The following is a 21,820-nucleotide window of genomic DNA, read 5'->3' as shown; positions in this document are numbered from 1 at the left end:
CCTCACCTTCGCCCACCCAAAGCGATTTCAGGGATGTCGACCAGGTGGGTCCCCACGCCAGCTCCATGTCGGCGAAGGTGTCGAACAGCTGCTGCGGACGGGTGCGGTTCAACCGCTCGATCGCCGCCTCGACAGGTTCCGCCGAGTCAACGTCCGGCTCTTCGCCGACACCGGGGAGGACGGCGCCGTCGGCGTTCAGCGCCCACTCGGCATCGCGGACGCCGAAGGGGCGACTGTGCACTTGGAAGGTCCAGCCACCGCGGTCCTCGGAGGGATGCAATGTCAGCTGCACCTCACGAGATTGCTTGTCGGGCAGAATGATCGGCTCGTAGAAGAAGACGTCTCGCACGTGAGCCGGGGTTCCAACCGCCGCGAGGGCCATCGCCGCATACGTCGCGCCCGGAACGACGACGGTGCCATAAATGACGTGATGGGACAGCCACGGCTGCGACTTGACGGACAACCGGCTGGTATAGACGACGTCACCCGAGGCGAGGTCCTTTTCCGCGCCCAAGATGGCGGATACCGCGCCGCCCTGAGCCTCGTTGCCCGCCACCCCGGACACTTTGGGCCAGAAGTGACGGCGCTGGAACGGATAGGTGGGCAGGTCGAGCCTGCGGCGTGGGAGTCGGTCCAGGGCGGCGAACTCGGGCCGATGCCCGGCGACATACGCGGCGGCGAGCGCTTCGGCCATCTGGCGCCGGGCGTCAGCGCCCTTACGGAGGGAAACGATCGCCCGCGGTGCCGGCATGTGTTCCGGCCAGACCTGCACCGCGGCTGCGGTCAGAATCGGCTGCGGTCCGATCTCCATCAACACCGAGCATCCCAGCGCCGCCAGCGTGCGGACGCTTTCCGTGAACTGCACCGGTTGGCGAGAATGCCGCCGCCAGTATTGCGCGTCCAGCGCGGTTTCCGCCGTGAGCACGGCGCCGGTGCGGTTGCAAACCAGCGGCCGTGTCGGGATGGCGAACTGCAGCCGCGCCGCATACGACTCGAATTCGTCGAGCGCCGGCTCCAGCAGCTCCGAGTGGAATGCGTGGCTGGTGTCCAGCCAGGTGCAGCGGATCCCGTCATCGCTGAAGACCGCGACGATCCTTTCCAGATCGGCGCCCGGGCCCGACAGCACGGTGTTGCGGCCGTTGTAGGCGGCGACCGAAACGCCGGCGGACTGCTTGGCGGCGCTCTCCACCTCCTCGGCGTCGGCAAACACCGCCACCATTCGGCCGCCCTCGGGCAGACTGCCGAAGAGCCGGCCGCGTTCGGCCATCAACCGTGCCCCGTCCTCGAGACTGAACACCTCGGCCACGCACGCCGCCGCGTACTGGCCGACGCTGTGCCCAAGCACCACATCGGGTTCGATGCCCCACGACTGCCACAACCGGGCCAGGCCCATCTCGACGGCGAAGAGCGCCGGCTGAGCAAAGGAGGTGTGCCGCAACGCGTCTCCCCCGCTGCCCCGGTCGGCATCGAACACCACCTCCAGCAGCGGGCGCGGCAGTAGACCGTCGACCGCCTCCGCGCACCTCGTCACCGTTTCGGCGAATACCGGCTCCGCGTCGAACAATTCGCGAGCCATCCCCGGGTACTGGCTGCCCTGCCCCGTGAAGAGCCACGCCGACTTCGGCGGGTCGGCACACTCGCCGCGCAGCACACCCGGTCGCACCCGGCTCTCGGCCAATTCGGCCAATACGTCACGGGCTCCCTTGACGGAATCGACGACCAGCGCGGCGCGGTGTTCGAAATGCGAACGGCCCACCCCGGCCGTGAAGCACACGTCGGCGATGTCGACCTCGGGATGTGCGTCCAGCCACGTGCCGTAGCGCTGCGCCAACGCCGCCAACGCCTGCGGCGAGCGTGCCGACAAGGGAAGCACGCCGATCCGGTCATCCGAGGCGCCCGGCTCCGCCATCGCATCACCGTCCGGCGGGTCGCCGGCCACCGCTTGCGCAGGTGCCTCCTCGATCAGCACATGGGCGTTCGTGCCGGTGAACCCGAACGAGCTCACTCCCGCCCGGCGGGGCCTGCCGTTGGCCTGCCAGGGGATCGCCCTGTCGACGACCCGCACCGGCAAGGAGTCCCACGGAATATGCGGCGACGGATTCTGGAAATGCAGGTTCTGCGGCAATAGCTCGTGCTGCAGAGACAACACCACCTTGATCAAACCCGCGACCCCCGCGGCCGACTCGAGGTGACCGAGGTTCGTCTTCGCCGATCCAATGAGCAAGGGCCGGTTCGGGTCACGGCCGTCGCCGTAGACGGCCGCGGCGGCCTGCACCTCGATCGGGTCACCCAGCGAGGTACCCGTCCCGTGCGCCTCGAGGTAGTCGATGTCTTTACCGGCAACACCGGCACGACTGAGGGCCGCGGCGATAAGCCGTTGCTGCGCACCCCCGTTCGGTACCGTCAAACCGCTGGAGGCGCCGTCCTGATTGACCGCGCTGCCCCGGATGACCGCGCAGATGCGGTCGCCGCTGCGCTGCGCATCGCTCAGCCTCTTGAGCACCAGAACGCCGCAACCTTCACTGCGCACATAGCCGTCGGCGGCGGCGTCGAAGGTCTTGCACCTTCCGTCCGGTGACAGCATCCGGGCGCGGGAGGCGGCGACGATCGAGGCGGGGCTCAGCAAGACGTTCACCCCGCCGGCCAGCGCGAGATCGCAGTCACCGGAGTGCAACGCCTGGCAGGCCTGATGGACGGCCACCAGCGAGGAGCTGCACGCGGTGTCCACCGCCACGGCCGGTCCTTCCAGCCCGAGCACGAAGGCCACCCGACCCGCGATGGCATTGAGCGCGTTGCCGGTAATGAAGTGAGCTTCGATGCTCTCGACGGAGTCCCGCGACAGCAGGTGGGAATATTCGTTGGCGGCCACGCCCACGAAGATGCCGCTTCGGCTACCACGCAGGGCGGCAGGGGAATACCCCGCGCGTTCGAGGCCTTCCCAAGCGATCTCGAGCATCAACCGTTGCTGCGGGTCCATCCACAACGCCTCGCGCGGCGAGATACCGAAGAACTCCGGATCGAATTCGCCGATCCCGTCCAGGAATCCGCCGTTGCGGCTGTAGATCTTGCCCGGTGTCTCAGGATCCGGGTCGTAGTACTCGTCGATCTCGAAGCGGTCATCCGGGATCTCCCGGATCGCATCGACGGCACCGGACAGGACGTCCCAATACGTTTCGGGATCGGGCGAGGCCGGAAAGCGGCACGCCACCGCGACGATCGCGATCGGCTCGTCCGCGGACCCGGTCGACACCGCCGGCGGCTGGGCGGCCGCCTTGGCGGCCGCCTGCGCGGTGAGGCCGAGGACATCGGCGAGCAGATATTCCGCCACGTCGCTGACGCGCGGATAGTCCATCGCCAGGGTTGCCGGCAGTTCCTTGCCCACCGCATGTTCCACGCGGCGCCGCAATTCGACCGCCATCAGCGAATCCATGCCGAGGTCGAAGAATCCGGCCTCCTCGCGAATCTCCGCCGCGTCGATCCGCGTCACCTCGGCGACCACCTCGCGCAGGTAATCGACCAGAAGCTTCTTCCGCTGCTGCGCGGGGGCAACGGTGAGCTGCTCCACGAACCGCGTGGGCCCTGACGAAGGTTCCGGTGCCGTCACCGACTCGGGCACTTCGCGTCCGAGCTCCTCGAGGAAGGACCGCTTGCCCGCCTGCTGATAGAGCGGCAGGAAACGGGACCAGTCGATGCGAGCCACCACCCCTTGTGTCGCAGAAGCGACCATGAGCTCGGCCATTCCGGCCAGAGCGTCCGCGGGCGGCAATGTGCGGACCCCGCGTTGCTCGAGTCGCGCACGCGCGTCTTCGTCGGCCATGCCGGCCGTCCACGGACCGAAGTTGACGCTCACCGCAGCGACACCCTGCTCGCGGAGCCGCCACGACAATCCGTCCAGGAAGGCGTTGGCCGCGCCATAGGCGGTCTGGCCGAAGCTGCCCCACACCGAGGCGATCGAGGACGTGCTGAGGAAGAAGTCGAGCGGCAGGTCCGCAGCGGCTTCGCTCAAATGCCAAGCGCCCCAGACCTTTCCCGCGAACACGCGATCCACTTCGGCATCGTCCAACTGGCGCAGCGGCGTGTTTCCGATCTCCCCGGCGGCATGGACGATCCCGGCGAGCGGCGGTAGTTCTGCCTCCACGGTGGCCAGCAGGCGGGCAACGTCGTGCGGATCGGCGACATCGGCTGTGATGACCCGCGTTTGGCATCCGTACAGTTCGCGCACGGCATCGATGCGCCGTTGCACTGCATCGCTGGGCGAGCGCCGGCCCGTCAATACCAGATGCCCGGCACCGTGCGCGGCCAGGTATCCGGCGATTTCGAGTCCCACCGCGCCCAATCCACCGGTGACCAAATAGGTGGCGTCGGCACGCAACTCGAGCGGGGCCGCGATCGGCCGCCCTTCGCGCCGGCTCAGCCGGGCAACAAAGACACCTTCGCCCCGCAGCGCGACTTGGTCTTCGCCCCGCGGCGCCGCGGCCACCTGGGCGATCAACCGGGTCCACTCATCGGCAGTACCTTCGGACAGATCAGCCAGGCCGCCCCACAACTGCGGATGCTCCAGGGAAGCGGCGCGGCCGAACCCCCACAGACAGGACTGCGCGGGCCGTACGCTGTCGGCCGCGGTGACGCGTTGCGCGCCACGGGTTATCAGCCAGATGGGTGCGCGGATTTCGGCGGCGGCCGCGGCGCGGAAGAGGCGCCGCGTTCCACCCAGAACATGGTGTTGCATCCGCAACAAGGAGCGCATCGATGGCGCATTGCCCCGATCGAGGCCTGCGCAGTGCAGGATGCGTAGCGCCGATTGCTCTGCCGCAGCGGCGCGCAGCGTCGATTCGAGCCGTTCCTCGTCGGCGTCGGATACCGGGAGCCCGACGATCCGGAACGGCTGACCCTGCGCGGTCAGCGAGTCGACCAGCGGTGCGACCGCTTCGGCGTCATCGCCGATCAACAGCCAGGAGACGGTGCCGGCGCGCGCGGCCACGGCAACCGACTTCTCCCAACGGATCTCGTACCGAGCGTCCCCGATGGACTCGGTTTCCCGCTGTTGATTGTGTTGTTGCGCAAGCCTGGTCAACACCTCGGTGGTCTGCCGGCTGGCGTTCGCACCGTCGATCAGCGCGGCAAGTTCCTCGATCCGGCCGTCCTCGAGGAGCTGGACGGCTTCGGTGCGCGTGGCATCGGTTTTCCCGGACGCCTGGCTGGGCGCAACGTCGGTGTCCCGGAACCAGTACCGGCGATGCTGGAACGGATACGTGGGCAGATCGAGCTTGCGCGTCGGCCCCTGCTGCAGAGCGCCGAAGTCGGGCAGGTGACCGCCGGTGTAGGCGGTGGCGAGGGCCTCGATGATCTGGCGGTGGTCGCCGCCGTTTCGGCGCAATGACGCGATCGCCCGCGGCGCCGCCGCCGGGTCGGGCCACGCCCGCACCGCCGCGGCGGTGAGCACCGGTTGCGGACCCACCTCCAGCAGCATGGCGCAGCTGAGATCGGCCAGGGTGGCCACACTCTTGGCGAATTCGATCGGCTGGCGCGCATGGCGGCGCCAATACGGGCCATCGAGTTTCGCGTTCCGGCCGAGGGCGGCGCCCGTGCGGTTGCACACCAGAGTCCGTTGTGGTGAGCGGAATTCGAATCGGCCGGCATACGACTCGAATTCATCGAGGGCCGGGTCCAGCAGCGCCGAATGGAACGCGTGGCTGGTGTCCAGCACCTCGCAGCGAACATTATCGGCGGTCAAGGTGGCCACCGCCCGGTCCAGATCCTCCGCGGGTCCCGACAGCACGGTATTGGCACCGTTGTAGGCGGCCACCGAGAGCCGCGGGAACTCGTCGGTGAAGCCCTCGACACGCTCCGCGTCGGCGAAAACCGCGACCATCCGACCGCCCGGCGGCAAACCGCCGAAGAGGCGGCCGCGTTCGGCGAGCAACAACGCTCCGTCCTCGAGGCTGAACACGCCGGCGACGCATGCGGCGGCATACTGGCCGACGCTGTGACCAAGCACCACGTCGGGTTCCAGGCCCCACGACTGCCAGAGCCTCGCCAGGCCCATCTCCACGGCGAACAACGCGGGCTGGGCGTAGTTCGTCTGCCGGAGATCTTCCGAACCGGAGTCGAAAATGACGTCCAGCATTGGCTTTTCGAGCACGCTATCGACAACCTGCGCGCATCGGTTCATCGTTTCGGCGAACACCGGCTCGGTCTCGAACAACTCCCGGGCCATGCCGGCGAACTGGCTGCCCTGACCCGGGAACAACCACGCCGTCTTCGGCCTGTCATCGGACGTTCCCCGCACCAAGCCCGGCGCGGGACGGTCGTCGGCGAGCGCCCCGAGCAGTTCGGCGGCGGACTCCGTCGAATTGACCACCAACGCGGCGCGGTGCTCGAAGTGGGCTCGTCCGACGCCCGCGGTGAAGCACAGTTCCGACAGGCTGGTTTCCGGGTGCGCGCTCAACCAACTGCGGTATCGCTCGGCGAGCTGCGCCAAGGCCGCGGGCGTGCGCGCCGACAGCGGCAGCACGCCGAACCTTCGGTCCTCGGTCGCGACGGGTCCCGCGGACACAGCGAGCTGGGGCGCTTCCTCGAGGATGACGTGCGCGTTGGTCCCGGAGAATCCGAACGAACTGACCCCCGCAACGCGGGGCCGCCCGTTGCGCTCCCAGCTGGTGGCCTCGTCCACCACCCGCACCGCAAGCCGATCCCACGGAATGTAGGGCGATGGATTCTCGAAGTTGAGGTGCTTCGGCAAGACCTGGTGCTCGAGCGACAGGACGACCTTGATGATCCCGGCGATCCCCGCGGCGGCTTCCAGATGCCCGATATTGGTTTTCACCGATCCGATCAGCAGCGGGCGAGCCGCATCGCGGCCCTCGCCGAGTACCGCGGCCGCGGCCTGGACTTCGATCGGGTCGCCCAGCGACGTCCCGGTGCCGTGCGCCTCCAGATATCCGACGTCGCAGGCTGAGACGCCGGACCGCTTCAACGCCTCGGCGATGACGCGCTGCTGGGCCACACCGTTCGGGACGGTCAATCCGCCCGACGCGCCGTCCTGATTCACCGCGCTGCCGCGGATCACGGCCCGAATCCGGTCACCGTCGCGGATCGCGTCGTCGAGCCGTTTCAGGACGACGACACCGCAACCCTCACCGCGCACGTAGCCGTCCGCGGCCGCGTCGAATGTCTTGCAGCGGCCATCCGGCGCGAGCATGTGCGCCCGCGAAAAGGTCATCATGGTGGCCGGGCTGAGCAGGACATTCGCACCGCCGGCCAGTGCGAGGTCACATTCCCCCAGCCGCAGCGCTTGGCAAGCCTGATGGACCGCCACCAACGACGAACTGCACGCGGTGTCGACCGTGACGGCCGGGCCCTGCAGCCCCAACCGGTAACTGATCCGGCCGGCCGCCGCGGCAGCCGCCGTCCCGATCGCCATGTAAGCGTCGATCGCGTCGTAGTTCAGCTCGTCCGAGACCATCGCCAGGTAGTCATGGGTGGATAGACCGATGAAAACCCCGGTGTTGGTATTCGCCAAAGCCGTTGGGGCCGTGCCCGAATGCTCCACCGCCTGCCAAGCCGTCTCCAGCAACAGCCGATGCTGCGGGTCCATTAGCATGACCTCACGCGCCGACACCCCGAAGAACGGCGCGTCGAACCCCACTACGTCGTCGACGAAGCCCGCCCGGCGGCTCACAATCTTTCCGGGCGCGTCGGCATCGGGGTCGAAGAATTCCTCGACACCCCAGCGGTCCCTGGGCACCTCTGACACCGCATCACGCCCGTGCCGCAGCACGTCCCAGAATTCCGACGCGTCGGCAGCACCCGGAACACGTGCTGCGTAGCCGACTATTGCGAAACCCGATGCCTTCTCTGCTGAAGCTTCGGCGGTTCCCATGCATCTGTCCTCTCGCATCGACCCGCGTAGGTAGATCCCCGGGGCCGGCCTCCGGCGACGGGTCCGTAGCTCCGGACCAAACCGAGTGACCCGACCACTGCACCACATGCCGACCCGATACGCAGGAGAATCGTTCCCCCCGCGGCGAGTAGTGTCGCCGGATGCCAGACTGCGTCCCACGCCGGGCCGCCCAACACCCTAGTCGGTAGCCCCACCCGTCGCTGAGCACCTCCGGCCCGGCATGTCGGGGACGGTGGGTGCCAGAGAAGCTATCTTGGTCTCGCCACCGGCCGGCCGGAACTGCAGGCCCTCCGGAACGAGGAGAAAACATTGCGCATCGGGAAAATCACCATCGGCTCAATCCGTGATTGGAGGCCGAGCCCAGGCGTTGTCATCTCCTGGCACCCGACGCCCGCCGCCCGCGAAAGGGCCCGGCTAGCGCCGGTCAGCCCGGTGCCCGTCAGCTACATGCAGAGCCAGCATCTTCGGGGTTATCACCGGCAAACGACCTCGGGTCTGGACTATTCACGGCAAATCATCGCGACCTGCGAAGTCCCCGGGCGGTGCGACATCTCCGCCATGAATGACGCGCTCAACGCTTATTTGCGCCGGCATGACACGTACCGCAGCTGGTTTGAACACACCGACGCCGGAGACATCATTCGGCATACCATCGACGATCCCGCCGATATCGAATTCGCGCCCACCGACCACGGCGAAATGGCCGTTGACGACTTGCACGACCATGTGGTGGCCACGCCCGATCCGCTGCAATGGGAGTGCTTCAGCTTCGGGATTATCCAAAACGAGAATCACTTCACCTTCTACGCGAGCATCGACCACGTCCACGGGGACGCGGCGCTGATCGGCATCACGATGGTGGAGTCGCACGCGATGTACATGGCGTTGACGGGTGGCGCCGGGCCCCTTGCGCTGCCCGCCGCCGGCAGCTTTGACGATTTCTGCGCCGAAGAGCGCCGGTACACGTCAGAATTGACCCTGGATTCCCCGCAGGTACGCGCGTGGATCGACTTCGCCGAGAATAACGATGGAAGCCTGCCGGAGTTCCCTTTGCCACTGGGTAATCCGTTGGAGCCCACCAAGAGTGAGATGATCACGGACACCCTGATGGACGCGCAACAAACCGCGAGATTCGAAGCGGCGTGCTCGGCGGCGGGTGCGCGCTTCGTCGGCGGCTTGTTCGCCTGCCTCGCCCAGGTGGAGCACGAATTCACGGGTGCTACCACGTATTACGGACTCACCCCCAGAGATACACGAAAGACTTCAGACAACTTCATGACCCAGGGTTGGTTTACCGGCCTGGTTCCGATCACCGTGCCGATTGCCGCCGCGTCCTTTAGTGACGCCGCCTGGGCGGCGCAGAGTTCTTTTGACTCGGGACTGAACATGGCGAAAGTCCCGTACTACCGCGTGCTGGAATTGGCACCGTGGCTCAGCAGGCCCCGCCCTAACTTTCCCGTGACAAATTTCTTGCATGGGGATGCCGCTCCGATGAACGCAGTGCTCGCGGCAGCGGAGATGGGCTACACCAACAACATTGGGATCTACTCCGACGGAAGATATTCGTATCAGCTAACGATCTATACCTTCCGCTACGAGGAAGGCACCGTCATGGCGATAATGTTTCCAGACAACGCGGTTGCCCGAAAATCAGTCGCCCGGTATGTCGCAGCGATGAAGTCCGTATGCATGCGGGTCGCCGATAGCGGGCATTGGGGGCGCGTTGCCTAGCCGGGAGCAGTACGGTGGCTACTGATTTTCTCCGGGCTCGGCCTGCGCACGCGGCCGGGTGCGCAGAGAGGTCGATGTGCGACGGCTAGCTGATCTTGTGGTGCGTTGGCCCGGGGTCGTCATAGGGCTCTGGGTCCTGATCGCGGTCGCACTACCGCTGACGTTCCCGCCCCTGAACCAGATGGCGCAGAAGCACCCGCTCGCGATGCTGCCGAGCGGCGCGCCCTCGAGCGTGGCCGCCCGGAAGATGACCGAGGCGTTTCACGAGTCGGGCGCCGAAAACCTGCTGCTGGTGGTCCTCGCCGATGAAAAAGGTCTTGGGCCGGCCGACGAAGCCACCTACCACAGGCTGGTGACCGCCCTGCACGACGACCGGCGAGACGTGCTGATGTTGCAGGATTTCGTCAGCACGCCGCCCCTGCGTCCGGTGTTGACCAGTAAGGACCGCAAATCCTGGGTGCTGCCGGTCGGCCTCGCGGGCGAATTGGGCACGCCAAAGTCCTATGCCGCTTACCTCCGCGTTGCGGACATCGTCAAACACAATGTGGCCGGATCCCCGTTGACCGCGAATCTGACCGGACCCGCGGCCACCGTCAGCGACCTCACCGTTGCGGGCGAGCGGGATCGCCTTCCGATCGAACTTGCGATCGCCGCCCTGGTGCTGGTCGTCCTGCTGGTGGTCTACCGCAACCCACTCACCATGCTGCTGCCGCTCCTCGCCATCGGGGCGTCGATGGTGATCGCGCAGGCCGTCGTCGCCGGCATCTCGGAAATCGGCGGCCTGGGCGTTTCGAACCAGTCCATCGTCTTCTTGAGCGCGATCATCGCCGGCGCGGGAACCGACTACGCGGTCTTCCTCATCAGCCGCTACCACGACTATCTGCGGCGTGGGGCGGACTTCGACGAAGCCGTGCGGCGAGCGCTCAGCTCGATCGGAAAAGTGATCGCCGCATCCGCGGCCACGGTCGGAATCACCTTTCTCGGAATAAGTTTCGCCCGGATGGGCGTGTTCTCCACGGTGGGTGTCTCGTCGGCCATCGGGATCGGTGTCGCCTTCCTCGCGGCGATGACCTTGCTGCCCGCCATCCTGGTGGTGGCCGGGCCACGCGGCTGGGTCAAGCCCCCACGCGAACTGACCGCCCGGTTCTGGCGACGTTCGGGGATACGCATCGTGCGCCGGCCCAGGGTTCATCTGGTGGCCAGCGTGCTGGTGCTGATCATCCTCGCCAGCTGTGCGGGCCTGGTGCGCTACAACTACGACGACCGCAAGGCCCTGCCATCGTCGGCACCGAGTTCGATCGGATATGCCGCGCTGGATCGCCACTTCCCGGTCAATCAGTCCATTCCCGAATACATCCTTATCCAGTCACCGCATGACCTGCGCACGCCGCGGGCGCTTGCGGATCTGGAGCAGATGGCCGACCGAGTTAGCCAACTGCCGAACATCGCCGCGGTCAGCGGCGTGACCCGCCCGGCGGGCACGGTGCCGGAGCAGTTCAGGGCCACCTACCAGGCCGGCGCTATCGGCGCTCGCCTGGGTGCCGGTTCGGCTCTGATCAGCGATCACGCCGATGATCTCAACCGACTGCTCGCCGGGGCCAACACGCTGGCCGACAACCTCGGCGATGTGCGAGGCCAGGTCAACCAGATGGTCGCCGGGATGCAAGGCCTGACAGAGGCTTTCACTTCGATGAGGAGCCAATACGGCGGCGACAAGTTGGTCAAGGAGGTCGTCACCGCCGCCAAGCTCGTCAGCAGCATCAATTCCCTCGGCCATACCATCGGCGTCAACTTCGCCGCCGTCAAGGACATGTTCGCCTGGGTGGCTCCGGTGCTGGCGGCGCTCGAGGGCAATCAGGTTTGCGATGCCGATCCCTCCTGCAGCGCCACCCGAGCCCAATTCGAGCGCGTGGTCAATGCGCGTGGCGACGGAAGCCTCGACCAGATCAATGATCTGGCGGGACAACTCCAGGCGTTCCAAGACCGGCAGACCCTCAACGCGTCGGTGGATCACCTTCGCGGCGCGCTCGCCAACTTCGTCAAGGCGCTGCATGCCATGGGTCTGGACCAGCCCGGTGGCCTGCAGGCCGACCTGAACCACCTGCAACAAGGCGCTGACCGGTTCGCCAGCGGAAGCCGGCAAGTGGCTGACGGGGTGGACCATCTCGTCGACCAGATCAAACAGATGGGCACGGGGCTAGGCGAGGCGTCGGCGTTCCTCCTCACGCTGAAACGCGACGCGGCCGAACCGTCGATGGCGGGGTTCAACGTTCCGGCGCAGCTGCTGCACATGGAAGAGTTCAAGAAGGCCGCCAAGGCGTTCATTTCGCCCGACGGGCATTCGGTGCGGTATTTGGTGCAGACCAAACTCAACCCGTTCAGCGCCGAGGCGATGGATCAGGTCAGTGCGATCAGCGATACCGCCCGCGGAGCCCAACCGAATACGTCATTGGCGGATGCGTCGATATCGATGGCCGGATATCCGGTCACGCTGCGGGACACCCGAGACTTTTATGAACACGACATCAAGTTCATCATTGTCGTCACCATCATCGTCGTGCTGATGACGCTGGTCGCGCTGCTGCGTGCGGTCGTCGCGCCGCTGTATCTGGTCGCTTCCGTCGTTATTTCTTACTTGTCGGCGGTGGGTATCGGCGTCCTGACGTTTCAATTCCTACTGGGCCAGCAATTGCATTGGAGCGTCCCGCCATTGGCCTTCGTGGTATTGGTCGCCGTCGGAGCCGATTACAATATGCTTTTCGTCTCGCGAATGCGTGACGAATCCCCGCACAGCATGCGTTACGGCGTCATTCGCGCGTTGAGTTCGACCGGCGGCGTGATCACCGCGGCGGGTTTGATCTTCGCCGCCTCGATGTGGGGCCTGGTGTTTTCCAGCATCGGCACCGTCGTCCAAGGTGGCTTCGTGATCGGGATCGGAATCTTGCTCGACACCTTTCTGGTCCGCACCATAACGGTTCCCGCGTTGGCTACGCTGGTCGGGCGGGCCAGCTGGTGGCCGTCACGACCGGGAGCGCAGCGGTCGCGATCCCGCTCACCGGCCGGAAGCGCGGACTAATACCCGTCAGCCGCGAGGCCGACGAGCGATATGCGACACTACGAGACCAAGTCGGGCAGGCGGGACGTGGCGATGCAGAAACTACTCGCAGGGGCTACCGCTGTGGTAACCCTCGGCGTCACAGGATATTTCGGCCTCGGGATGGCGGCGGCCGATGACGCGCCAGGCGACCGTACGCCCGGTGACGGCACCGCGTACGCCCTGGGCGGCGCTCACGTTCCGGGCATTCCCTACGACGAGTACGGCAGGCGCCTGGGTGCCGGCTGGTTTCCCAGCCTGAAGCGAGAAATCGTGGCCTACCCGGCCGGGCAGGTCCAGGGCCACGTGCTCGAACGGCTCTTTCCGGGGATTGGCCGGCTGGATGAAGCCTTCCCGGGGCTAGGCGTGGACGGCCCCAGCGTCGGCGAGTCGGTCGCCGTCGGGACCGAAAACCTGGATGCGGCGATCCGCAGGGGTGGGCCCGGAGCCGCCATCGGCCTGTCCGAGGGTTCGCTCGTGGTTGACGCCGAGCAGGCCAGGCTCGCGAACGATCCGACCGCTCCCCCACCAAACCAATTGGTGTTCAGCACATTTGGCAACCCGGTCGGGCATCACGCCTTCGGCGAGAGCTTCCTGACCTCCTTCTTTCCGGTCGGCGCCGTCGTTCCCGCAATGGACTACCGCATACCGCCCCCCGTGGAAAGCCAATACGACACCAAGGCCTTCGTCGCCGCATACGACATGATCGCCGACTTTCCGGACCGGCCGGACAACCTGTTAGCGCTGGCCAACACGCTGGTGGGCGAAGCAACCGGTCATACCGCCGTCGCGTTCACCGACCCGAGCATGGTGCCGCCGCAGAACATCAGGACGACCGTCAACTCCAGGGGCGCGAAGACAACGACGTATCTGATCCCCGAAAGGCACCTCCCGCTGGTACTGCCCCTGGGCTACCTGGGCGTGCCGGAAGACGTGCTGAACCAACTCGACGCGGAGTTGACCCCGATGGTGAACGCGGGCTACTCGCGCAACGACGACCCGCTCACCGCTCCGCTTCAAGTGGATCCGGTGCGGGGCTTCGACCCCGCGGCCGTGATCGCACCGGCCAGTCAGGCCACCTTCGGCGGGGGCGGCGATCCCTTTTCGCAGCTGATGTCCAGCGCCATGGCCGCGCTGAACCCCGGCAACCGCTGACCTTCAAGGGTGTAGACACGCCCGGGCGCACGGCGGCGATAATGACCCAAATCCGCCCACGTCAAAGGAGACGCGATGAGCAAGCCCCCGACGGACCGCCCCCTGCGCGTCATCCAGTGGACGACCGGAAACATCGGGCGGCGTTCGCTGCATGCCATCATCGGCAGGCCGGACATGGAATTGGTCGGGGTGTACGCGCACGGGGCGGACAAGGTCGGCGTGGATGCCGCCGAACTGGCCGGGTGGCCGGAACCGACCGGCGTGCGCGCGACGAACGACATCGACGCGCTCCTCGCCCTGGGCGCCGACGCGTGCTGCTATAACCCGTTGTGGCCCAACATCGATGAGCTGGTGCGCTTGCTGGAAGCGGGCGTCAACGTGTGTTCCAGCGCGGCCTGGATTACCGGCGGCAAGCAGACGCCCGCGGACCGCGAACGCATCGCGGATGCGTGCAAACGAGGCGGTTCGACGATCTTCGGCAGCGGCGCGCACCCGGGCATGACGAACATGGTGGGCATGGTGCTCAGCGGCGCGTGCGAACGCGTCGACGAAATCCGGATCACCGAGTCGGTGGATTGCTCCACCTACGAATCAGCGGAAACGCAGACGGCGATGGGCTTCTCGCAGGATCCCGAAACTCCGGGGCTGGCGGAAAGCGTGCGGCGCGAAAGCGAGGTCTTCGCCGAATCGGCCGCCATGATGGCCGACGCGATCGGGGCGAAGCTGGACCGGATGACCTTCGACGTGACCTTCACCGCGGCCACCGGGGATTCGGATCTGGGCTTCATGACAATCCCCGCGGGAACGGTCGGCGGTGTCTATGGATACCACCGCGGCTGGCAGGGCGACCGCAACGTGGTCAGCGTGGGGTTCAACTGGACCATGGGCAATCATGTGGTGCCGCCCAAGCCGCTGGAGCACGGCCACGTCATCCAGGTGTACGGGCTGCCCAACATGCGGACCGTGCTGCACTGCCTGCCGCCGAAGGATTGGACGGAACCCGGCTTCATGGGGTTGGGAATGATCTACACGGCGATGCCGGTGACCAATGCGGTCCCGGCTGTGGTCGCGGCCGAGCCCGGGATCGTGACGCTTGCCGATTTGCCGCCGGTCACCGGCCGGGTGGCCCGGTAAGGGCCCGAACCATATGCGGTTCGCCACATCGGAGGCACCCGGAGGAACGCTTGCGTGCACTAAGGTTTAGAGTGCTTAGCTGAGCAAATTGTCGAGGGACATCGGTGTCGTCGGCGACGTAGGTGAGCTTTGCGGCAGCGCCGGGGTGGCGGTAATGCGGAAGGCGGTCAGGTGGTGGCTAGTCCAGAATCGGGTCCACGTACCGGCACCGTAACCCGCGTCCTGAAACGGGTGTGGATACCGCTGCTTTTGGTGGTGGTCTTGGCCCTTTCGGCGTTGATCGTGTCGCGGCTCCACAAGATTTTCGGCTCGCAGGATCTCAACGCGAACGCCGGCAAGGGGATCGAAATCGTGCAGTTCAACCCGAAGGTCGTGGTGTACGACATCACGGGGCCGCCCGGGGCCACCGCCAACATCAACTACTGGGACGAGAACGCCAACACCCATCAGGTCAACGCGGCGCCGCTGCCGTGGTCGACCACCATCTCGACCACCTTGCCCTCGGTGAGCGCCAACATCATGGCGCAGAGCGACAGCGGTGAGATCAGCTGCAAGATCACCGTCGACGGCGTCGTGCGCGAACAGCGGAGTTCCGACGGCCACAACGCGCAGACCTTCTGCCTGGTGAAGTCCGCATGAGCAACGCGAGCAACGAGACCCAGCGCGACGTGAGCGCGGCCGACACCGGCCCCATCAACGTCAAGGGCCTGTCCAAGGCCGAGCGGGGCCACCGCCCGTACCTGCCGCATGCGATCCGGATCTTTGCGGTGCCGATCATTTTGGTTTGGTTGTTCGTCACGGTCCTGGTGAATGTCATCGTTCCGACACTGGAAAAAGTTGGTGAGGCTCACTCGGCGCCGATGACCCCGCTGGATGCGCCGTCGATGAAGGCGATGATGCGCCTGGGCCACAACTTCCACGAATTCGATTCCAACAGCACGGTAATGATCGTGCTGGAGGGCCAGCAACCGCTCGGCCCCGACGCGCACCAGTACTACGACAAGCTGATTCGGCAACTCCGCCAGGATCCCAAGCACATTCAGCACATTCAGGACTTCTGGGGCGACCGGCTGACGGCCGCGGGCGCGCAGAGCGCCGACGCCAAGAGCGCCTACGTGCAGGTGAACCTCGCCGGTAACCAGGGCACGACGCTGGCCAACGAATCGGTGGACTCGGTGCGCAAGGTGATCGAGGAGAACAAGGCGCCACCCGGCGTGAAGGCCTACGTCACGGGCCCCGCCGCGCTGTCCGACGATATGCACATCATCGGTAACGCCAGCCTGGCCAAGATCACGCTGTTCACCCTGGGCGCCATCGCGATCATGTTGCTGCTGGTCTACCGGTCGATCGTCACCACGCTGGTCCAGCTGTTCATGACCTTTGTCGCCCTGGCGTGTTCGCGGGGGGTGGTCGCGGTTCTCGCGTACCACAACGCATTCGGGCTCACCACCTTCGCCGCCAACATCCTCACCATGTTGGCGATCGCCGCGGGGACGGACTACGGCATCTTCCTGATCGGCCGCTATCAGGAGGCGCTGGCCGCGGGCGAGGACCGAGAAACCGCGTACTACACCACATTCAAGGGCGTCGCCCCGGTCGTGTTGGGGTCGGGCCTGACGATCGCGGGCGCGACCTATTGCCTCAGTTTCTCGCGGCTACCGTGGTTCAACACCATGGGGGCGCCCGTGGCGATCGGCATGATTGTCGTGGTGCTGGCCGGCGTCACGCTGGGGCCCGCGGTGGTCTTCGTCGGCAGCCGCTTCCACCTGTTCGAGCGGCAGGCCAAGCGTGGCCGGCTGTGGCGCCGGGTGGGTACCGCCGTAGTACGTTGGCCGGCAGCGGTTTTGGCCGTGAGCGCCGCGGTCGTGCTGGTCGGCATGATCGCCCTGCCGAGCTTCCACACGAGCTACAACGACCGCCATTACCTGCCGTTGTCGGCCCCGTCCAACCAAGGACAAGAGGCCGCGAACCGGCATTTCTCCGAGGCACGGATGAACCCCGACCTGTTGATGGTCGAATCCGACCACGACATGCGAAACCCGGCCGACATGCTGGTGCTGGACCGGGTGGCGAAAAACGAGATGCGCACGCTGGGCATCGCCATGGTCCAGGACATCACCCGGCCGCTGGGCATTCCGATCCAGCACAGCTCGATACCGTTTCAGAACAGCGTCCAGAGTCAGACGACGATGCAGAACATGAGCTTCCTCAAGGAGCGCATCGCCGACATCCTCCGGATGGCCGACGATCTGCAGACCCAGATCGACACCACGCAACGCCAATACGAGGTGTCACAGGACCTGGCCAACGCCGCGGACGACAGCGCGAAGACCACGGCGGTGACGTCGCAGATCACCGATTCCCTGCGTGATCACATCGCGGATTTCGACGACACCTTCCGGCCGGTACGCTCCTACTTCTACTGGGAGCGGCACTGCTACGACATTCCCGTGTGCATCGGGTTGCGGTCCCTGTTCGACACGTTCGACGGGTTCGACCAGCTCGCCGAGCAGTTCCATTACCTGACGACCGATATCGCCCACACCGCCAAAGCCTCACGCGACCTGACCGCGCTCTTTCCCACGCTGATCACCACGCTGAAGACCACCAGGGGCATCACGCTCACCCTGTATCAGACGTTCAAGGCGATGATCGACCAGATGGAGGCGATGAGCAACACCGCGATCGTGATGGGTCAAAGCTTCGACGCATCGAAGAACGACGACTTCTTCTACCTGCCGCCCGAGGCCTTCGACAACCCGGATTTCCAGACCGGCCTTCGGATGTTCTTGTCGCCGGATGGAAAGTCGGCGCGGTTCTTCATCACGCATCAAGGCGATCCGATGTCGCCGGAGGGCATCGCGCAAGTCGACGCCGAACGCACCGCCGCGCAGGAGGGTCTCAAGCAATCGTCGCTGTCCGACGCCCGGGTCTACCTGGGCGGAACCGCCGCGACGTTCAAGGACATGGCCGACGGCGAGAAATACGACTTGATGATCGCCGTGGTGTCCGCCCTGACGTTGATCTTCATGATCATGCTGATACTTACCCGCAGCGTGGTGGCCGCGCTGGTGATCGTGGGCACCGCGGCCAGCTCGATCGCGGCGTCGTTCGGCCTCTCGGTGCTGATTTGGCAGGACCTGTTCGGCATCAGGATCCACTGGATCGTGATGGCGCTGTCGGTCATCATCCTGCTGGCCGTCGGGTCCGACTACAACCTGTTGCTGGTCTCCCGGTTCAAAGAAGAGATCCATGCCGGCCTCAAGACGGGAATCATCCGGTCGATGGCGGGTACCGGCGGCGTCGTGACGGCGGCGGGTCTGGTGTTCGCGTTCACCATGGCGGCCATGTTGGGCAGCGACTTGCGGGTGCTGGGTCAGTTCGGTTCGACGGTGTGCATCGGTCTGCTGCTCGACACGCTGGTGGTGCGCACGTTGCTGATGCCGTCCATCGCGACGCTGCTGGGACGGTGGTTCTGGTGGCCGCAGGTGGTACACCCTCGCGGCGACAACGCCCGGCGCCCGGTGCCCGCTTAAGTCGGCAGCTGCACGACGACCGCGACGGCTCCGGCACCGACGTGCAACGCCAGCACCGGCCCCAGCGGGGTGATGATCGCCGGCTCGCAGGCCGGTAGTCTGCGCGCCAGCTCGGCCGCCACTTCCTTGGCGCCGTCCGGGTTGGCGACGTGATGCACCGCCAGCGCGGCCGGACTGTCGCCGACGACCCCGCAGACCCGGTCGATCATCGCCTCCGTCGCGTGGGTGACGGTGCGTACCCGTTGGGCCAGAACGAGTTTGCCGTCGTCGATGCGCAGCAGCGGCTTGAGTGCCAGCGCGGTGCCCAGCCATGCCTTGGCGCCGCCGATCCGCCCACTGCGGCGCAGGTTGTCCAGCCGGTGCACCACCATGAACGCGTGGCTTTGTCGTACGGCCGCGGTCGCCGCGGCGGCGACGGCGTCGAGGTCACCGCCGGCGGCAGCGGCCCGCGCGGCGGCCAACGCGATGAAGCCCGTGCCCATGGCGGTCGACTTCGAGTCGACGACCCGTACGTGGGCGTCCAGGTCGGCCGCGGTCCGCTCCGCCGCGCCGCAGGTGCCCGACAGTGCGGACGAAATGTGCACCGCCACCACGCCGTCCCCGCCGCTGTCGGCCAGCGCCTGCTGGTAGGCGTCGGCCAGTTCGGCCGGCGTGGCCGCCGCGGTGGTCGCGTGACGCTTGTAGATGTCTTCGGGGATCTGGTCCACACCGTCGCGCAAATCGACGCCGTCGAGCAGAATGTGCAGCGGCACAACCCGCATCGCCCACTGCTCCAGCAAATCGGCCGGCAAGCGCGCCGACGCGTCGGTCACCACCATGACGGTCACGGGCGTGGCTTCTCTGTCACTACGCCGGCTTCGGCGAGCGCCTTCAGCATCAGCTCGGCAACCGCCTGGTGCGCTTCGAAATTCCAGTGAATGCCGTCGGGATTTCCTCGTCCACTCATGATGTGCTCGGCGACAGCCGCTTTGAGGTCGACTAGGGGAACGTCATGGGTTTGCGCCCACTCGGTGATCGCCGCGGCGGTCGCCGGGCGGCCATGGTGGGCCCTGCCGTAGGTGTCGGCGATGTGCACCGACGGCAGCGAGGCCACGACCGGGATGCCCGGGCGGTTGAAATCGATTGCGCTGCGAGTCTGTTCGAGATAGTCGGCGCTCAGGCGCGCAGGCAGCGCGGACCGGGCCACCGGCGAGAGCCTGGGCTGCAGCCAGCCGTATCCGTCACGTACCCAGCGCCGCACTCGCGGCGGGCGGACGTAGCGGATCAGTTCGCGCAGCGCGGTCGGCAGCACCGACGGCAGCGAATCCATGCCGCCGGTCGCGAAAATGACGGCGCCGGCCCTGGGCAGCGCTGCCCAGGCACGCGGGTCTTGGGTCGCCGCCCACCAGATGTCGCGGCAGGTCCAGCCGATGCGACCAATGAGTTCCACATCCCAACCCAATTGCGCGGCAACGATATTGGGCCAGATGCGCGGATCGTCGGCGGGCAGGCCGCCGGTCGGCCCGTAGTAGGCCAGCGAGTCGGCGAAGATCAGCAGGGTGGGCCGTGCATCAGAGGACATCGTTGGACACCTGCGCCGAAGCGTTCCACACATCGAGGCGCCAGCGGATGCTCTCGAAAGCCGCCCCCGAGTCGTCCGAATGGCCGGAAAGCTGCACCCAGCTGGCATTGCCCATGCCGCCCAGCGTCGGCCAGTTGGCGACCGGAAGCCTCAGCAGCGCGGCAGACAGCGCGGCGATCAGCCCGCCGTGGGCCACCAGCACCACCGGCCGATCGGCGTGCTGGGGTCCACCCCATTCCGGCTCACCGCAGACCAGTTCGGTAACCAACGGCACGCTGCGGGCGGCGACGTCGACCCGGCTTTCGCCACCATGGGGCGCCCAGGTGGCGTCTTCGCGCCAGGCCAGCCGGGCACCAGGGGCCTGCATGTCGACCTCGGTGTGCGTCAATCCCTGCCAGTCGCCGAGGTGGGTTTCCCTCAACCGCGGATCCACCCGGATCGGCAGGCCGGTCCGCTCCCCGAGCCGGATCGCCGTGTCGTACGCGCGATGCAGATCCGACGACACGATAAGCAATGGCTGTAGCTTGCCGAGCACCTCGGCGGCGGCGATCGCTTGCGCCCGACCGAGCTCACTGAGTTGGGAATCCAGTTGCCCCTGCATGCGGCTGCCTGCGTTGAACTCAGTTTGCCCGTGCCGCAACATGATCAGGCGGCGAATCGTCATTGCGTGCCCGCCGAGTCGTCGGGAACCGCGGCCAGATCCACCGGCACGACCGGGCAGTCACCCCACAACCGGTCCAGGGCATAGAAGTCGCGGTCGTCCTGGTGCTGGATGTGCACGACGATGTCGCGGTAGTCCAGCAGCGTCCAGCGGCCCTCCCGGGTGCCCTCCCGGCGCGCCGGCTTGTAGCCCGCCCTGCGCATCTTCTCCTCGACCTCGTCGACGATGGCATTGACCTGCCGCTCGTTGGACGCCGAGGCGATGACGAAGCAGTCGGTGATCACCAGTTGGCCGGACACGTCGATCACGACGACATCGTCGGCCAGTTTCGAGGCGGCCGCGCCGGCGGCCACGGTCGCCATGTCGATCGCCTCCTGCGTGGCGGTCATGTGTTCTTCCCGGCGGGCAGGGTCGATCGGCTCACGGTGTCCTTCGATTGTTCGCCGCGATAGAGCCGGCGCTTGGAGACGTACTGCACGACGCCGTCGGGCATCAGGTACCACAGGGGCCGATGTTGTTCGGCGCGCAAACGGCAGTCGGTCGACGAGATCGCCAGCGCCGGGATCTCAACGAGCGTCAGCACGTCCTCCGCCAGCTCGCCCAGCACGCCGGTGATGTGTTCGCGGCGCAGCTCGTAGCCGGGCCGGCTGACGCCGACGAACCGCGCCAGCTCGAAGAGCTCCTCCCAGCCCTGCCAGGACAGGATCGAAGCGAGCGCGTCGGCCCCGGTGATGAAGTACAGCTGCGAATCGGGGTTGAGGGCGTGCAGGTCCCGCAGCGTGTCCTTGGTGTAGGTGGGCCCGGCACGGTCGACGTCGACCCGGCTCACCGAGAAGCGCGGGTTGGACGCGGTGGCGATCACCGTCATCAGGTATCGGTCCTCGGCAGCGGAGACGTGGCGGTCCTTCTGCCAGGGCTGACCGCTGGGCACGAACACCACTTCGTCGAGGTCGAACAGGTCGGCGACCTCACTCGCGGCAACCAGGTGTCCGTAATGGATGGGATCAAACGTCCCGCCCATCACTCCCAGCCTGCGCAGCTGCTT

At 66.5% G+C, this 21,820-nt stretch carries 12 protein-coding genes; 6 read left to right on the top strand and 6 right to left on the bottom strand.

What is annotated here, in order from left to right; genetic code table 11:
* Positions 1-7,882 (bottom strand): type I polyketide synthase (locus A5711_RS04115; RefSeq protein WP_067944279.1); only part of this gene is annotated, 7,882 nt, incomplete at its 3' end.
* A gap of 330 nt (positions 7,883-8,212) precedes the next feature.
* Here A5711_RS04115 and A5711_RS04110 point away from each other — a divergent pair.
* The 6 genes from A5711_RS04110 to A5711_RS04085 all read left to right on the top strand — a co-directional run bounded on the left by A5711_RS04110 (position 8,213) and on the right by A5711_RS04085 (position 18,553).
* On the top strand, positions 8,213-9,634 hold the full coding sequence (locus A5711_RS04110; RefSeq protein WP_067944278.1) for a condensation domain-containing protein: 1,422 nt from the start codon (positions 8,213-8,215) through the stop codon (positions 9,632-9,634).
* A 76-nt stretch (positions 9,635-9,710) separates the two neighbouring features.
* The gene (locus tag A5711_RS04105; RefSeq protein WP_067944276.1) at positions 9,711-12,710 is read left to right on the top strand and encodes an RND family transporter; all 3,000 of its coding nucleotides are present in this window, start codon (positions 9,711-9,713) and stop codon (positions 12,708-12,710) included.
* A 72-nt stretch (positions 12,711-12,782) separates the two neighbouring features.
* Complete coding sequence (gene pe, locus A5711_RS04100) at positions 12,783-13,883, top strand: acyltransferase PE (protein WP_067944290.1); 1,101 nt, start codon at positions 12,783-12,785, stop codon at positions 13,881-13,883.
* Positions 13,884-13,958: 75 nt separating this feature from the next.
* Entirely contained in the window at positions 13,959-15,017 is a 1,059-nt protein-coding gene (locus A5711_RS04095) for a dihydrodipicolinate reductase (protein WP_067944274.1), read from the top strand.
* Between the two features lie 171 nt (positions 15,018-15,188).
* Entirely contained in the window at positions 15,189-15,656 is a 468-nt protein-coding gene (locus A5711_RS04090; RefSeq protein ID WP_197501034.1) for an MmpS family transport accessory protein, read from the top strand.
* Complete coding sequence (locus A5711_RS04085; RefSeq protein ID WP_067944272.1) at positions 15,653-18,553, top strand: RND family transporter; 2,901 nt, start codon at positions 15,653-15,655, stop codon at positions 18,551-18,553. The genes A5711_RS04090 and A5711_RS04085 overlap by 4 nt, the downstream gene beginning before the upstream one ends.
* On the opposite strand, the gene A5711_RS04080 is transcribed toward A5711_RS04085, so the two are convergent.
* Genes A5711_RS04080 through nadD form a run of 5 tightly spaced genes read right to left on the bottom strand, consistent with a single transcriptional unit; the run spans position 18,550 to position 21,814 of the window.
* Positions 18,550-19,380 (bottom strand): DegV family protein, encoded by an 831-nt coding sequence (locus A5711_RS04080; RefSeq protein WP_067944270.1) that lies wholly within the window; start codon positions 19,378-19,380, stop codon positions 18,550-18,552. The two genes, A5711_RS04085 and A5711_RS04080, sit on opposite strands and share 4 nt — an antisense overlap.
* Entirely contained in the window at positions 19,377-20,114 is a 738-nt protein-coding gene (gene octT / locus A5711_RS04075; protein WP_067944267.1) for a diglucosylglycerate octanoyltransferase, read from the bottom strand. Before octT ends, A5711_RS04080 begins: the two co-directional genes overlap by 4 nt.
* A complete protein-coding gene (gpgP, locus tag A5711_RS04070; RefSeq protein WP_067944265.1) occupies positions 20,104-20,778 on the bottom strand; it encodes a glucosyl-3-phosphoglycerate phosphatase in 675 nt (224 codons plus the stop codon). Before gpgP ends, octT begins: the two co-directional genes overlap by 11 nt.
* Positions 20,775-21,164, bottom strand: a complete 390-nt coding sequence (gene rsfS / locus A5711_RS04065) for a ribosome silencing factor (protein ID WP_067944263.1) — start codon at positions 21,162-21,164, stop codon at positions 20,775-20,777. Before rsfS ends, gpgP begins: the two co-directional genes overlap by 4 nt.
* Positions 21,161-21,814: a nicotinate-nucleotide adenylyltransferase gene (gene nadD / locus A5711_RS04060; RefSeq protein ID WP_255395923.1), complete on the bottom strand. Its 654-nt coding sequence runs from the start codon at positions 21,812-21,814 to the stop codon at positions 21,161-21,163. Before nadD ends, rsfS begins: the two co-directional genes overlap by 4 nt.
* Positions 21,815-21,820 lie beyond the last annotated feature (6 nt).

Origin of the sequence: Mycobacterium sp. E2238, from assembly GCF_001672665.1 — a bacterium.
Taxonomy (GTDB): Bacteria; Actinomycetota; Actinomycetes; order Mycobacteriales; family Mycobacteriaceae; genus Mycobacterium.
The sequence above is the reverse complement of the archived record's forward strand: the minus strand, read 5'-3'. Positions and strand labels throughout refer to the sequence as shown.

Coding starts and splice junctions, on each gene's coding strand:
- pe (WP_067944290.1), top strand. CDS start 12,783: ATGCAGAAACTACTCGCAGGGGCTACCGCTGTGGTAACCCTCGGCGTC.
- A5711_RS04085 (WP_067944272.1), top strand. CDS start 15,653: ATGAGCAACGCGAGCAACGAGACCCAGCGCGACGTGAGCGCGGCCGAC.
- A5711_RS04095 (WP_067944274.1), top strand. CDS start 13,959: ATGAGCAAGCCCCCGACGGACCGCCCCCTGCGCGTCATCCAGTGGACG.
- rsfS (WP_067944263.1), bottom strand. CDS start 21,164: ATGACCGCCACGCAGGAGGCGATCGACATGGCGACCGTGGCCGCCGGC.
- octT (WP_067944267.1), bottom strand. CDS start 20,114: ATGTCCTCTGATGCACGGCCCACCCTGCTGATCTTCGCCGACTCGCTG.
- gpgP (WP_067944265.1), bottom strand. CDS start 20,778: ATGACGATTCGCCGCCTGATCATGTTGCGGCACGGGCAAACTGAGTTC.